The 13,734-nt window shown below is 68.7% G+C and carries 10 protein-coding genes; 9 read left to right on the plus strand and 1 reads right to left on the minus strand.

The window, feature by feature from the left end; all coding sequences use genetic code 11:
• Nucleotides 1–147 precede the first annotated feature (147 nt).
• The 6 genes from ACWKSV_RS15440 (at nt 148) to ACWKSV_RS15465 (ending at nt 7,462) form a co-directional block, all read left to right on the plus strand.
• Entirely contained in the window at nt 148–2,421 is a 2,274-nt protein-coding gene (locus ACWKSV_RS15440) for a DUF2460 domain-containing protein (protein WP_076714798.1), read from the plus strand.
• On the plus strand, nt 2,418–3,224 hold the full coding sequence (locus tag ACWKSV_RS15445) for a phage/gene transfer agent baseplate hub protein (protein WP_076714800.1): 807 nt from the start codon (nt 2,418–2,420) through the stop codon (nt 3,222–3,224). The genes ACWKSV_RS15440 and ACWKSV_RS15445 overlap by 4 nt, the downstream gene beginning before the upstream one ends.
• Nucleotides 3,221–3,589, plus strand: a complete 369-nt coding sequence (locus tag ACWKSV_RS15450; protein WP_076714802.1) for a hypothetical protein — start codon at nt 3,221–3,223, stop codon at nt 3,587–3,589. The genes ACWKSV_RS15445 and ACWKSV_RS15450 overlap by 4 nt, the downstream gene beginning before the upstream one ends.
• Nucleotides 3,589–5,712 (plus strand): phage tail protein, encoded by a 2,124-nt coding sequence (locus ACWKSV_RS15455; RefSeq protein ID WP_076714804.1) that lies wholly within the window; start codon nt 3,589–3,591, stop codon nt 5,710–5,712. Before ACWKSV_RS15450 ends, ACWKSV_RS15455 begins: the two co-directional genes overlap by 1 nt.
• The gene (locus ACWKSV_RS15460; protein WP_076714806.1) at nt 5,712–6,218 is read left to right on the plus strand and encodes a DUF2793 domain-containing protein; all 507 of its coding nucleotides are present in this window, start codon (nt 5,712–5,714) and stop codon (nt 6,216–6,218) included. The genes ACWKSV_RS15455 and ACWKSV_RS15460 overlap by 1 nt, the downstream gene beginning before the upstream one ends.
• A gap of 116 nt (nt 6,219–6,334) precedes the next feature.
• Entirely contained in the window at nt 6,335–7,462 is a 1,128-nt protein-coding gene (locus ACWKSV_RS15465) for an OmpA family protein (RefSeq protein WP_076717867.1), read from the plus strand.
• A 271-nt stretch (nt 7,463–7,733) separates the two neighbouring features.
• Here the strand turns inward: ACWKSV_RS15465 and pncB are convergent, their stop codons facing one another.
• The gene (pncB, locus tag ACWKSV_RS15470) at nt 7,734–9,038 is read right to left on the minus strand and encodes a nicotinate phosphoribosyltransferase (protein WP_056430985.1); all 1,305 of its coding nucleotides are present in this window, start codon (nt 9,036–9,038) and stop codon (nt 7,734–7,736) included.
• Nucleotides 9,039–9,181: 143 nt separating this feature from the next.
• On the opposite strand from pncB, the gene ACWKSV_RS15475 reads away from it, so the two are divergent.
• From ACWKSV_RS15475 to ACWKSV_RS15485, 3 genes are all read left to right on the plus strand, one after another.
• Nucleotides 9,182–11,269, plus strand: coding sequence for a DUF3857 domain-containing protein (locus ACWKSV_RS15475; protein ID WP_237243517.1), 2,088 nt, complete (start codon nt 9,182–9,184; stop codon nt 11,267–11,269).
• 198 nt (nt 11,270–11,467) lie between these two features.
• Nucleotides 11,468–13,051 (plus strand): Na+/H+ antiporter, encoded by a 1,584-nt coding sequence (locus ACWKSV_RS15480; protein ID WP_483666816.1) that lies wholly within the window; start codon nt 11,468–11,470, stop codon nt 13,049–13,051.
• A 62-nt stretch (nt 13,052–13,113) separates the two neighbouring features.
• Nucleotides 13,114–13,704 carry an NADPH-dependent FMN reductase gene (locus ACWKSV_RS15485; RefSeq protein WP_056430979.1) on the plus strand — a complete coding sequence of 197 codons (591 nt, stop codon included), beginning with the start codon at nt 13,114–13,116 and terminating at the stop codon, nt 13,702–13,704.
• Nucleotides 13,705–13,734 lie beyond the last annotated feature (30 nt).

Below are 13,734 nucleotides of genomic sequence, written 5' to 3' on the forward strand. Positions count from 1 at the left end.
CCTGCAAGGGGAGGTGGCAGGGCGCAGCCCTGACGGAGGGGAGTCGCGGTGAGAGAGACGGTGGAGACTCACCACTGGGGACACCCCTCCACCATGCTTCGCATGGTCCCCCTCCCCTTGCAGGGGAGGAAATGAAGGAACGAAATCATGCAATGGTGCCTGCATAGCAAACGCCGCGACCAGCGGAGCGACACGCTGTCGCGCTTCGATCCGCGTTACTGGACGGTCGATTTTCCGCGCCCGATGATGGCAGCGGTGGTCGCGACCGCATCGGACGCGCTGCGGATCGACGCGATATTCTACCGTGCCGACGATCTGGCGGGGCTGATCTGGGAATCGGCCGACCGGCACGACCATCCGCTGCTGCGCTACGACACGGTGCGCGACTATCGCGATTGCCGGTTGCGGTTCCGCTGGCGCTCGGGCGGGATCAAGCCACTGGACGCGCGGCATGGGCCGACGTTGACGATCGAGGGGCGCGACGAGAGCGGCAAGGTCCGTGCATGGTATGTCCGGCTATGGAATTACGCGACTGGCACGCCGGAGGATGCGGAAGTCGTGATCGACTTCGCCAACCTCGCGGGCGGGTTCCGATTTCCGGAAGATCGCGATCCCGTCTGGGCGGGGGATGTCGACCGCATGTTCGTCTCGCTGGTCGCCCCCGATTATGATGCGGGCGCTACCCTGCTGGCGCAGCCGCACGAGGGCTGGGTCGAGTTGACCGGCATCGCCTGTGACGGACCGGGCGCGGTGATCGGGGTCGGCGCAGGCATTATGCCCGAACAAGGGTTCCGCATCGCCAGCGGTTATGACGACAGCTATCACCTGACGCCGCAGCGTTTGCTGCGCAACATGCTGCACCTCGGCTATCGCGGCGGGATCGTCCATTATGTCGGCATGAGCCATTATTTCCGGCTGGAACGCAGCGGGGACGGTCTTTACGCCAGCTTGGTCGGCGGCGTGCTCAACATGGCCTGTGCGGCTTGGCATCGAGCGTTCGCGGGAGAGGCGAAGGCGCTGGGATACGACCTGATCTGGTCGCTATCCTACGAATTGTTCGACGCGCATTGCTGGGGCGACTGGAAACAGCGCTCTGCCGATGGCGCGCCCGCGCTGACCGGCTGGGAGCCGCCCTCGACCCTGCTCAGCCCGGCGCATTCTGGCGCGATGGCCTATCTCCAGGCGGTGGCGCGGGCGTTCCTGGCGATCGGCCAAGCGGCCGGGCTCGCCCCGCAATTCCAGGTCGGCGAACCCTGGTGGTGGGTGCGGCCCTCGGACGGTGCGCCATGCCTGTACGACGCGGCGGCGGTGGCGGCCTTCGCGCCGGTGCCGATGGCAAGCATCGCAGGTGCGAAGAGCCAGGCGCAGCGCGACACGCTGGACCGCGCGGGGGCGTGTCTTGCGGCCTCGACGGCGGCGTTGTGCGCGGCGGCAAAGGCGGCGGCGCCGGGCTGCGTCACGCATCTTCTCACCTATCTGCCGACCGTGCTCGACCCGCTCGCGCCCGAGGCTAGCCGCGCCAACATGCCGATCGGCTGGGCGAGCCCGGCCTTCGATGTGCTGCAACTGGAGGATTATGACTGGGTGACGGCGGGCGACACCGCCTCGACCCGCAAGGGCGTCGCGCTGGCCGAGGCACGGCTCGGCTATCCGCCTGCGCGCCAGCATTACCTGTCGGGCTTCGTGCTGCGCGCCGACCAGCGTGCGCAGTGGGGCTGGATCACCGAGGCGGCGCAGACGGCGCGCGAGCGGGGCGTTGCCGCAACCTATCTGTGGGCGATGCCGCAGGTGATGCGCGACGGATTTGTGTGCTGGGAAGGGGAGGAGGACGAGGTGCAGGCTTTCGACGATGTGCTGTTCCCGCTGGCGCTGGGGCGCGAGGCGGAGGTGACGCCGGGCTTCTCGACCGCGATCCTGACCAGCGCGGGCGGGCGCGAGGCACGCAATGCGGCCTGGGCGGAGGCGCGGACGACCTATGATGTCGGCCCCGGCATCCGCTCGGCCGAGGACATTGCCGCGCTGCTCGGCTTTTTCCGGGCGCGGATGGGACCGGCACGGGGCTTCCGCCTCCGCGATCCCTTCGACAGCATCGGCACCGACGAAGCGATCGGCATCGGCGACGGCACCACCCGCCGCTTTGCGCTGGTCCGCCATTATGGTGGCCAGTCGCGCCGTATCACCCGACCGGTGGCGGGCAGTGTCTCCGTGAAGGTCGCGGGCCTCAGCGTCACCGGCTTTGGACTGGAGCCGGGCGGCTGGCTGCTCTTCGACACCGCCCCTGCCAAGGGCGCGGCGATCACCGCCAGCTTCATCTTCGACGTGCCCGTCCGCTTTGCCGAGGATCGGTTGAGCGCGACGCTGGCCGGGTTCCGGGCGGGCGCGGCGGCGTCGGTCCCGCTGGTCGAGGTGCGGGAGGCATGAGTGCCGATACGCTGACGACATGGGTGCTGTGCTGGCGGATCGACCGGCGCGACGGGGTGACGATCGGACTGACGGGCCATGACCATGACCTGTGGATCGAGGGGCTGCGCTATCGCGCTGCGCCCGGCCTGACGCCCAGTGCGATCCTGCGCGGCGATGGCCTCAACCCCGATCTGATGGAAGCAACCGGCGCGCTGACCAGCGCGGCGATCGGCGAGCGCGATCTGCTGAGCGGCCGCTGGGACGGGGCGAGCGTGGCGGCGATCGCGGTCGACTGGACCGGCGAGGCAGCGCCTGTGCCGCTGGGACAGGGAACGATCGGCGCGGTCCAGCTGGGTGAGGGCGGCTTCAGCGCCGAATTGCGCGGGGTGGCGGCATCGCTCGATCGGCCGGTGGCGGAGGAAACATCGCCCGATTGCCGCGCCTCGCTGGGCGACCGGCGGTGCCGCGTGGCGATGGCGGGGCGGCGGCGGTTCGCGCGGGTGACGGCTTGGGACGGCGAAGTCATGCTGACCCTCGGCGCCGCCGAGCCGGTCGCCAACGCCTATGGTCAGGGGCGGCTGATCTGGTTCGGCGGCGACAATGCCGGATTGGAAGCCATGGTGGCGCGGTCCGAGGGGAACCGGCTGTGGCTGTCCGCCGCACCTGCCTTCGCGGTCGCACCGGGCACGCTGCTCGAACTGGTCGAGGGGTGCGACAAGCGGCTCGAAACCTGCCTGTCGCGCTTCGGCAATGTCGCGAATTTTCGCGGCGAGCCGTTCCTGCCCGGCATCGACCTGCTCACCCGCTATCCCGGCGCATGAACGGCGTGGAGGCGACGGCGCGGGCGCTGGTCGGCGTGCGCTTCCGGCTGCACGGGCGCGACGCGGTGCATGGGCTGGATTGCGTCGGGCTGGTCGCGCTGGCGACGGGGCGGGAGGCGCCGACCGGTTATGGCTGGCGCAGCGGCGACGAGGGGCGGGTGGCGGCGCTACTCGATGCCGTGTTCGAGCGAGGCGGGGATGAGCCGGGCGCGGTGCTGCTGATGCAGGCCGGGCCGGGCCAGCTTCATCTGGCGATCCGGGTGAGCGACGGGATCGTCCATGCCGATGCGGGGCTTCGCCGTGTCGCCTGGCGGCCGGGTGCGCCGCCTTGGCCGGTGCTGGGATATTGGAAGGGGGAGGGGTAATGGCGACCTTGGTCTTGGGCACGGTGGGACGTGCGCTGCTGGGGCCCGTGGGCGGCGCGATCGGCGCGCTGATCGGCAATCGGGTCGATCATGCGGTGCTGGGCCCGCCACGCAGGCAAGGCCCGCGCCTGGCCGAACTGTCGGTGCAGACATCGACCTATGGCACGCAAATGCCCGCCGTCTTCGGCACGATGCGCGTCGCCGGGCCGCTGATCTGGGCGACCGATCTGGTCGAGGCGCGGGGCGTGACCGGCGGCGGCAAGGGGCGGCCGGGTACGGAAAGCTACAGCTACTCCGCCAATTTCGCGGTCGCCTTGTCGGGGCGGGCGATCCGGCGGGTCGGGCGGATCTGGGCTGATGGCCGATTGCTGCGAGGGAGCGCGGGGGACTTCAAGGTCGCGACCGGCTTTCGCGTCTATCCGGGCACCGAGGACCAGACCGTCGACCCGCTGATCGCCTCGATCGAGGGGGCGCGGGCATCGGCCTTTCGCGGTGTCGCCTATGCGGTGTTCGAGGGGCTGGCACTCGCCGAGTTCGGCAATCGTATCCCGCAACTGACCTTCGAGGTGGAGGCCGATTCCGGTCCCGTCTCCTGTGACGGGATCGCACAGGCGCTGTCGCCCGTGGTGCGGCCCGGCGATGCGGGGATGAGTGTGGCGGGCTTTGCGGCGAGCGGTGGCAGCGTGCGCGCGGCGCTGGAGATGCTGGCCGACATGAGCGGTGGGCAATGGGTCGCCGAGGGGGCGGGCGTACGGCTGGCCGTGCCGGGTGCCGGGGCCGGGACGGTCATCCGCGACGATGGCATGGGCGCGAAGGGACCAGGGCGTCGCGGCGTGCGCGAGATGGCGGGGGAGGATGTGGTCCCCGCCAGCGTCACGGTCGCCCATTACGACCCGGCCCGCGATTATCAGATCGGCGTGCAGCGCGCCCGTCGCCCCGGTGGCGTGCGGGACGACCGAGTCGAACTGGCCGCCGCGCTTGATGCCGCGACCGCGCGCACGCTGGCGCAGGATCGGCTGGCGCGCCACGCCGTGGAGCGGGTGCGGCGTATCGTGACGCTCGGTCCCGAGGCGCTGACCGTCACGCCGGGCGGCATTGTGCGGATCGATGGCGAGGCGGGGCGCTGGCGCGTGATCGAGGCGGCGTGGGAGGCGATGGCGGTCCGGCTAAGCTGCGTACCGCTGGGGCAGGGCGGGCCGATGCTGTCTGCCTCGCCCGGCCGGATCGCGCGGGCGGCGGATCGAGTGATCGGCGCGACCCGGCTGATCGCGTTCGAGGCGCCACCGCTGACCGACGAACTGCTCTCAGCGCCGCGCCTGTCGGTCGTGGCGGCGGGCGGCCCCGGCTGGCGACAGGCGGAGCTGGCCTATAGCCTCGACGACGGCGCAAGCTGGACGGCGCTCGGCCCGACCGCGCTGCCCGGTATCATCGGCGTGGTCAGCGCGGTGACGCCCGGTGGCGGCAGCGCCCTGGTCGATCGTCGGGGAAGATTCGACGTGCAACTGGCCGAGGATCTGGCGGATGCCGATGACGCCGCGCTGGAGGCGGGCGCCAACCTCGCCTGGATCGACGGCGAATTGATCCAGTTCGCCCAGGCACGGCCGCTGGGTGACAAGCGCTGGCGATTGAGCGGCTTGCGGCGCGGGCTTCGTGGAACCGAGGCGATGATCGGGCAAGCGGCGCCCGGCGCATCCTTCGTCCTGATCGCGCCCGGTTCGGTGCGGACATTGGACGTGCCGGTCGAGATGCTGGGCCGCAACGTCCGCTTTCTGGCGCACGGCCTGGGCGACCCGGTCGAGGGTGTTCAGGCGTCGGCGGCAGTCACTGGCCTATCGGTCCTGCCGCCTCCGCCGGTCGGCTGGCGGTGTCGGCGCGGTGCGGACGGGCGCGTCACCATCGGTTGGACGCGGCGGAGCCGGATCGGCTGGCGCTGGCTGGACCGGGTGGATGCGCCGCTGGGCGAGGAGACGGAGCGCTATCGCATCACCATCGGCGACCGGGTCGAGGAACTGACCGCACCCATGTGGAGCGGCACGGTGGCGGACGGAACGCGGGTGGCGATCCGGCAGATCGGGACCTGGGGTGCATCTGCGCCGCTGGTTGGAATCGTGGGGGAGGGATGATGACGACGAACGACACACCGCGCTGGATGTTGCCCATGCTGGCGGCGGGACAGGCGCAGAAGGAGCTGACCCACAACGAGGCGCTGAGCCTGCTCGATCTGGTCGTGCAGCCTTGCGTCGAGGCGGTCGGCGTGAATGCGCCGCCCGCCGCTCCATCGCCCGGCCAGGCCTGGATCGTCGGCGACCGGCCGGACGATATCTGGACGGGCCGTGCCGGAATGATGGCAGGCTGGACCGATGGCGGCTGGCGATTCCTGGTTCCGCGGGTAGGATTGTCGGTGTGGAGCCGGGCCGATGACTGCCGCTGCGAATGGGACGGAAATCAGTGGCGGCTGGGCCGTGTCGCGGCCCGGTCGCTGGTGATCGAGGGAAAAAAAGTTGTTGGCGCGCAACGACCTGGCATCGCGCTGCCATCTGGCGGACAAGTCATTGATTCCGAAGCGCGTTTAGCGCTGAACGCGATTGTCGCGACGCTTTCCGACCATGGTCTGGTGGCCTCTGGCTGACCGGAAATCTGTGCTTTTAATGCCACAGTCGGGGGCTTTTGTTCGCTTGCGTGGAAACCAACGCTCCGATAGTGGGTTTGCGCTGTCCGTAGTGACAACCAAGAAAGGGGACTATGATGCGGAAGCTTGCCATTGTTCTGGCACTCGCCTCCACCGCTCTGGCTTCGCCTGCCCTCGCCCGCGACAAGTCGTGGTACGTCGGCATCGAAGGCGGCGGGATGATCGTCGAAGACATCGATTATGATGTCACCGGCACGCGCACCGGCGTTGCGACCGTCGACCATGACTATGGTTACGACGTTGACGGCGTGATGGGTTACGACTTCGGTGGTTTCCGTCTGGAAACCGAAGTCGGCTATCGTCGCGCAACGGTTGACGGCTTCAGCTCGACCACGTTGACCAACACCGGCATCGGTGCTGGCACCGTTCCGGCTGGCAGCTACAGCTATGCCGGTGGTTCGACCTCGGCGCTCAGCTTCATGCTGAACGGCTTGCTCGACTTCGGTGCTGACGACGGCATCCAGGGCTTCGTCGGTGGCGGTGTCGGTGTGGCTCGCGTCAAGGCGAACTACGCTCTCAACAACCGCGCTGACTTCCTGAACGACTCGGACACCGTGTTCGCGTGGCAGGCTCTGGCGGGCATCCGTGCACCGCTGACCGACCACATCGACGCGACGCTGAAGTATCGCTTCTTCAACGCCGAGAACGTCAAGCTGGTCGACGTCGCCAACAACACGCATGACGGCCGTTTCCGGTCGCACTCGCTGCTGGGTGGCGTGGCGTACAACTTCGGTGAGCCGGCTGCTCCGCCGCCTCCGCCGCCGCCCCCGCCGCCCCCGCCGCCTCCTCCCCCGCCGCCCCCGCCGCCGGCTCCCGAGGCCGTGCCGTGCTCGCCGGGTCCGTTCATCGTGTTCTTCGAGTGGAACAAGTCGGACATCACCCCGGAAGCAGCGTCGATCCTCGACAACGCGATCACCCAGTACCAGAGCTGCGGCAATGCCCGCGTGATGGTTGCAGGCTTCACCGACACGTCGGGTACGCCGAAGTACAACATGGGTCTGTCGCAGCGTCGTGCCGACGCGGTGAAGGCGTACATGACCTCACATTCGATCCCCGATGGCTCGATCGCCACGGAAGCCTTCGGCGAACAGCGCGACAAGCTGCGCGTTCAGACCGCCGACGGCGTCCGCGAGGTCCAGAACCGTCGTGTCGAGATCACCTACGGTCCGGGCGCTGGCCAGTAAGCCACGCTCAACCAAGGTTGATTGCGAAAAGAAGGAGGTCGGCGAAAGCCGGCCTCCTTTTTTCTTGTCCGGAATGCGAGGGGGAGAGGGTTAGCGACGCTTGCTCGCCGGAGGCTCGGTCCACCCCTTACTCAGGATGCGCTAGCCAGCTACTCCAGCAGTCTCCGCCGACCCCCCCTCTAAAGTGAGAGGGGAGAGGCGGCATTATGAATGATGATCAATCCCGGCGTGACAATCCGGCGAACCGCCCCTGCCAGCAACGGCTATCCCGTCACACACGGACCGCCTTGGCGCGGCGTCCATCCTCGCCGAAGATACGCAGGTAACGTTCGATTTCGGCCGGATCGCCGGTCGCCTTGGCGGGATTGTCGGACAGCTTGACCGCCGGATGCCCATCCGCGCTGATGACCTTGGCCACCAGCGAGATCGGCTCCAGCCCCGCCGCGCCCGCCGGATCGCAGTCGCGAAAGTCGTTGGTCAGGTTGGTGCCCCAGCCGAAGCTCATCCGCACCCGGCCATGGAAATGGCGATAGGTCGCCTCGATACTGTCGACATCCATCCCGTCCGAAAAGATCAGCAGCTTGCGGCGCGGGTCGCGGCCATGCGCCTGCCACCAGGCGATGATCTGCTCGCCCCCCTCGATCGGCGGCATGGAGTCGGGGCGAAAGCCCGTCCAGTCGGCCAGCCAGTCGGGCGCGTTGCGCAAGAAGGCGGTGGTCCCGAACGCATCGGGCAGCGCGATCAGCAGGTTGCCGTCATACAGCGCCTGCCACTCCTCCAGCACCCGGTACGGCGCTGCCGCCACCCCCGCATCGTCGGGGGCGAGGGCGGCCATGACCATCGGCAGCTCATGCGCGTTGGTGCCGATCGCCTCCAGGTCATTGTCCATCGCCAGCAGCACGTTGGACGAGCCGATGAACCGGTCCCCCAGCCCTTCCTTCAGCGCCTCGACGCACCAGCGCTGCCACAGGAAACCGTGCCGCCGCCGCGTACCGAAATCAGAGAGAACCAGATCGGGCAGATCGCGCAGCCGCTCGACCTTGTCCCACAGCTTGGCCTTGGCGCGGGCATAGAGGATGTCGAGTTCGAACCGCCCCTTGCCTTTCAGTGCGGCGCGTGAGCGCAGTTCGTTGACGATGGCGAGCGCCGGGATTTCCCACATCGTCGTCTCGGCCCAGGGGCCGTCGAAATGCAGCTCGAACTGCCCGTCGACGGTGCGCAGCTCGTAATCCGGCAGCTGGAAGCGGGCGAGCCAATCGAGAAACTCGGGCGAGAACATGCGCTGCTTGCCGTAGAAGCTGTTGCCCGCCAGCCAGATCAGCTCCTTCTTGCCGAACCGGAGCGAGCGCGCATGGTCGAGCTGTTCGCGCAGTTCGGCTTCGTCGATCACTTCGGCCAGCCGGACATGCTTGCTGCGGTTGATGAGCGAGAAGGTCGCCGTCACCTCCGGATGGAGCCGCCGGATCATCTGCAGCATCAGCAGCTTGTAGAAATCGGTATCCAGCAGGCTGCGCACGACCGGGTCGAGCCGCCAGCCGTGATTATAGACGCGGGTGGCGATGTCGGTGACGGGCATGGACGCTCCCCCAGATCTTGGGCCAAACTCAGCCGTGGGACCCGGGCGATGCACCATCGCCCGGACAGGGGCAAGCATGGCGCGGCTTGCGCCCGCCGCTCTTTTGGCCACTATGGCGGCCATCCGGGGAGGATGGGGGGACTATGAGGTTGCGTGGCGTAATGGCGATCGCGCCGGTGTGGGCGCTGGTGTCGGTATTGGCGGCGGGGGGCGCCGGGGCCCAGAGTGCGGCGAAGCAGGCGGGGCGGCCCGTAGCGGCCGAGCGCGGCCCGCAAACGGGGCCGGTCCCCGCCTGGGTCACGCGGTCCGAACCGCTGGCGGTGCCCGGCGATGTCGGGGGCCCGGTCTTCATGCGCCGACAGGATGTCGTGGCGCACATCACCGACCAGGGGCAGGCCCAATATATGGGCTATCGCATCAAGATCCTGCAATCCAACGCCCTGCAGATCGGCAATATCGCCATCGCCTGGGACCCGGCGGCGGGGCCGCCGATCGTCCATGGCATCCATGTTATCCGCGACGGCCAGACGATCGACGCGATGAAGGCCGCCGCGTTCGAGGTGCTGCGCCGCGAGGGCAAGCTGGAAGAGGCGATGCTCGACGGCACGCTGACCGCCGTGCTGCGCGTGCCCGACCTGCGCGTCGGCGACGAGCTGGAGGTCGAATGGACGACCTTTGCCAAGGACCCGACCATGGGCGGCAAGGCATCGGGCCTGCTGGTGCTGGCCGCCAGCCCGGCGCCCGGTCGCTATCATCTGGGGCTGAACTGGGATGCCGGGCACAAGCCGCAGCTGAAGATCAGCCCGGACATGACCGCCGCGCTGAAGACGCAGGACCAGGGCGTCGACTTCCACTTCGACAATCCCGCGACGCTGACCCCGCCCAAGGATGCGCCGCCGCGTTACCAGTGGCAGCGCATCGTCGAATATAGCGATTTCGCCGACTGGCCCTCGGTGTCCCGCCACTTCGCCCCGCTCTATACCAAGGCGGCGACCCTCGCGCCCAATTCGCCGCTGCGCCAGGAAGCGGCGCGGATCGCCGCGGCTGCGCCCAAGCCGCTCGACCGGGCGGCCGCCGCGCTGAAGCTCGTCCAGCAGGATGTCCGCTACATCTATGTCGGGTTGAACGGCGGCAACCTGACCCCCGCCTCGGCCGACGAGACGTGGCAGCGGCGCTATGGCGACTGCAAGGGCAAGACCGCGCTGCTGCTTGCCCTGCTCCGCGAACTGGGGATCGAAGCAGAGGCGGTGCTCGTCAATTCCAACGCCGCCGATGACGGCTTCGACCAGCGTCTGTCGGGCCCGCAGCTGTTCGACCATGTGCTGGTCCGCGCGCATGTCGATGGCGCAACTTATTGGCTGGACGGAACGATGCCCGCCGTCGTGCCGCCCGCCGCGCGGCCGGTCTTTCCGGTGCAATGGGTCTTGCCGCTGACCACGCGCGGCGAGGCGCTGGAAAAGCTGAACCGGACGCTGGCCGACGTGCCGGACGAGACGACGCTGTACGACATCGACACGCGGGCCGGGTTCGACAAGCCCGCCAGGATCACCTCCACCACGATCACGCGCGGCGTCGCGGGGCTTCAGCAGCAGGTGCAGTTCTCGGCGGTGACGCCGGGGCAGATGCTCGACGCCTTTCGCCAGCAACTGACCGGCGATTTCTGGCAGGCGATCGACAGCGTGCAGTGGCGTTACGACCAGAAGGCGCAGGCGAGCATCCTGACGATCGCAGGCACCGGCACGGTCGACTGGGACAAGGATGATTACGGTGGCCGCTCCCTCGCGCTGCCCGGCGGCGGCTTCAGCCCGCCCGATCGCCGCGTGCGCAGCGCCGATCAGCCGCAGGGCGTGCCCTTTTATTCAAAGCCCGAATATAGCTGCCATGTCACCACCGTCCGCCTGCCCACAGGCACCGACGCGAAGCAATGGTCGTCCAAGCCCAGCTTCGACACGATGATGTTCGGCCGCCATTACCGCCGCGCCTGGGAGATGCGCGACGGCACCATCCGCATGGTCCGGGGCTCGCGCGTCGAACAGCCCGAGATCGATGCGGCCATGGCGGCGCGCGACAATGGCCGGATCGACGCCTTCGACAACAGCATGGCCTGGATCTTCTATGCGCCGAAGGGGACGAAGCCCGGCGTCGGCCAGGGCGAAACCGTGCCCGCCAGCTACGACCATGACTGGGTCGCCGATCCAGCGCCGTGCATGCCGACCGCCAAGGGGGTGTGAAACGATCCTGCCCTGCAAGGATCCCCCTGCGAATGTCGGGCCGTCGCTCCAGAGCATGCACCACCCCGGCCTTCGCCGGGATGGGGGGGGGAGTTTCGTCGGGGGAATCCTGCAAGGGTAAGGAACCGGCCAAGCCTGTTGATTTTGCGCCCTTTCTGCGCTTTCCCTTGATCGTCGCAGCGGGGGGAGAGCAGGGCGGTGCATCCGGCGGAAGGTTTCGAGCTGATCATCGCCATGTTCCTGGCGGTGGTCGGGCTGCATTATCTGGCGCATCGGCTGTCGCTGCCGCCCGCCGCCGCGCTGATCGTCGGGGGCGGGGCGATCGCCTTCATGCCCGGCCTGCCAGGGATCACCATCGATCCCGAGCTGGTGCTGGTCCTCTTCCTGCCGCCGCTGTTGATGGACGGCGCTTGGTTCACCGCGATCGCGCCGTTTCGACGGCACATGGTCGGGATATTGTCGCTGGCGGTCGGCGCGGTGTTCTTCACCACCGCCATCGTCGCGGTCGTGACCAAGCTGCTGCTGCCCGCGCTGCCCTGGGCCGCCTGTGTCGCGCTGGGCGCGATCCTGTCGCCGCCCGATGCGGTGTCGGCACGCGCGGTGTTGCAGCGCGTGCGCCTGCCGCGACGGCTGTCGACCCTGCTGGAGGGCGAGAGCCTGCTCAACGATGCTGCCGGGCTGGTGCTGTTCCGCTTCGCCGTCGCCGCCGTCCTGACCGGCGGATTTAGCCTGGGCGCGGCAGTGGGCAGCTTCTTCCTGCTGGTACTGGGCGGGATCGCGGTCGGTGCGGCGATCGGCGCGGCCTGGGTCCTGCTGCTCCGGCGGCTCGGCGACGATACGCTGATGATCGCGCTGACGCTGCTGGTTTGCTGGAGCGCCTATATCGCGGGCGAGCTGCTCCATGTCTCGGGCGTGATCGCGGTGGTCACGGCGGGGCTGACCTGCGGCTGGTACCAGCATGTCGTGTTCAGCGCGAGCGTGCGCATCCGGGCGCTGGCCTTTTGGCATGTGCTGGTCTTCCTGCTTGAAGCGGCGGTATTCACCCTGATCGGTCTGTCGCTGCGCGGCCTGTCGGAGCGGGTCGGCGATCCGGCGGTGGTGATCGATACCATGGGGCTGCCGGTGCTGGTCATCGTGGCGGCGGTGATCGTCGCGCGGTTCGTGTGGATATTCGGGGTCGATGCGGTCGTGGCGGGCCTGCGCCGCGTCGGTTGGCGGATCGCCCGGCCGCTGGGAGGGCGCGCCGCGCTGGTGATGAGCTGGGCGGGCATGCGCGGCGTCGTGACGCTGGCGGTCGCGCTGTCGCTGCCCGAACAGATGCCCGCGCGCGACCTGATGCTGGTGACGGCCTTCGTCGTCATCCTCGTCACCGTGCTGGTGCAGGGCACGTCGCTGGGCTGGGTGATCCGGCGGGCCGCACCGCGCGAGAACCCCGCCTCGCATCCCCCGCTCAACCTTCATGCGGCGGAGGCGGCGATGTTCCGCGCCCAGCTGGTCGCCGTGGAGCGCGAGGCGCATGACGATGACGGGCAACTGATCCACCCGCAATTGCTGCGCCGTTACCAGGCGCGCGCGACGGCCGGGCAGAATTTCGAGGGCAGCGCCGAGGAACTCACGGCCGCGATCACGAGCCATTTCGACGTCATCATCGCCGCCGTCACGGCGGGCCGCGCCGAACTGGTCCGCCTGCACCGCGCGGGTGAGATCGACGACGAGACGCTGCACGATCTGGAACATGACCTGGACCTGGAGGAACTGGCCGCCACCGCCGCCAAGGGGTGAGGCCGGATCGCCGCCACGCCCCCTCGCGTTGTGCAGGCGGGCAGACCTTAAGGAGACATCTGATGGCCGACCATATCCTGATCTTCTACGGTTCCTACCGATCCGATCGGCAGGGCATCCGGCTGGCCGATTATCTGGTCCGATCCTTCCGCGAACGCGGTGCCGAACCCGAGCTGATCGACGCCAAGGCGGTCGGGCTGCCCATGCTGGACCGGATGTACAAGGAATATCCCGCCGGTGAGGCACCTGAGGCGATGGAGACGCTCGCCGCCAAGATCCGTGCCGCCGATGCCTTCGTCTTCGTGACCGGCGAATATAATTGGGGGCAGCAGCCGGGGCTGAAGAACCTGACCGATCACTTCCTGGAGGAATGGTATTGGCGCCCCGCCGCCATCGCCAGCTATTCGGCCGGACGGCTGGCGGGCGCGCATGCCAGTGTCGCATGGCACGGCACGCTGAGCGAAATGGGGATGGTCGTGGTGTCCAGCACGCTGACCGTCGGCGGCATCGGCCAGACGCTGGATGCCGGGGGGCAGCCGACCGGCGATGGCGGGGCCGCGCTGTCGCGCAGCTTTCCGCGCTTCGCCGACGATCTCGCCTGGTGGACCCAGGCGGCGCGGGAACAGCGGGCGAAGGTCGCCCCGCCTTACTGAACCTCCCCTCCCCTGAAGGGGAGGGCCTAA

This window comes from Sphingomonas sp. SphC10, from assembly GCF_057004845.1.

Coding starts and splice junctions, on each gene's coding strand:
- ACWKSV_RS15475 (WP_237243517.1), top strand. CDS start 9,182: ATGAGGTTGCGTGGCGTAATGGCGATCGCGCCGGTGTGGGCGCTGGTG.
- ACWKSV_RS15460 (WP_076714806.1), top strand. CDS start 5,712: ATGACGACGAACGACACACCGCGCTGGATGTTGCCCATGCTGGCGGCG.
- ACWKSV_RS15455 (WP_076714804.1), top strand. CDS start 3,589: ATGGCGACCTTGGTCTTGGGCACGGTGGGACGTGCGCTGCTGGGGCCC.
- ACWKSV_RS15450 (WP_076714802.1), top strand. CDS start 3,221: ATGAACGGCGTGGAGGCGACGGCGCGGGCGCTGGTCGGCGTGCGCTTC.
- ACWKSV_RS15465 (WP_076717867.1), top strand. CDS start 6,335: ATGCGGAAGCTTGCCATTGTTCTGGCACTCGCCTCCACCGCTCTGGCT.
- pncB (WP_056430985.1), bottom strand. CDS start 9,038: ATGCCCGTCACCGACATCGCCACCCGCGTCTATAATCACGGCTGGCGG.
- ACWKSV_RS15445 (WP_076714800.1), top strand. CDS start 2,418: ATGAGTGCCGATACGCTGACGACATGGGTGCTGTGCTGGCGGATCGAC.
- ACWKSV_RS15440 (WP_076714798.1), top strand. CDS start 148: ATGCAATGGTGCCTGCATAGCAAACGCCGCGACCAGCGGAGCGACACG.
- ACWKSV_RS15485 (WP_056430979.1), top strand. CDS start 13,114: ATGGCCGACCATATCCTGATCTTCTACGGTTCCTACCGATCCGATCGG.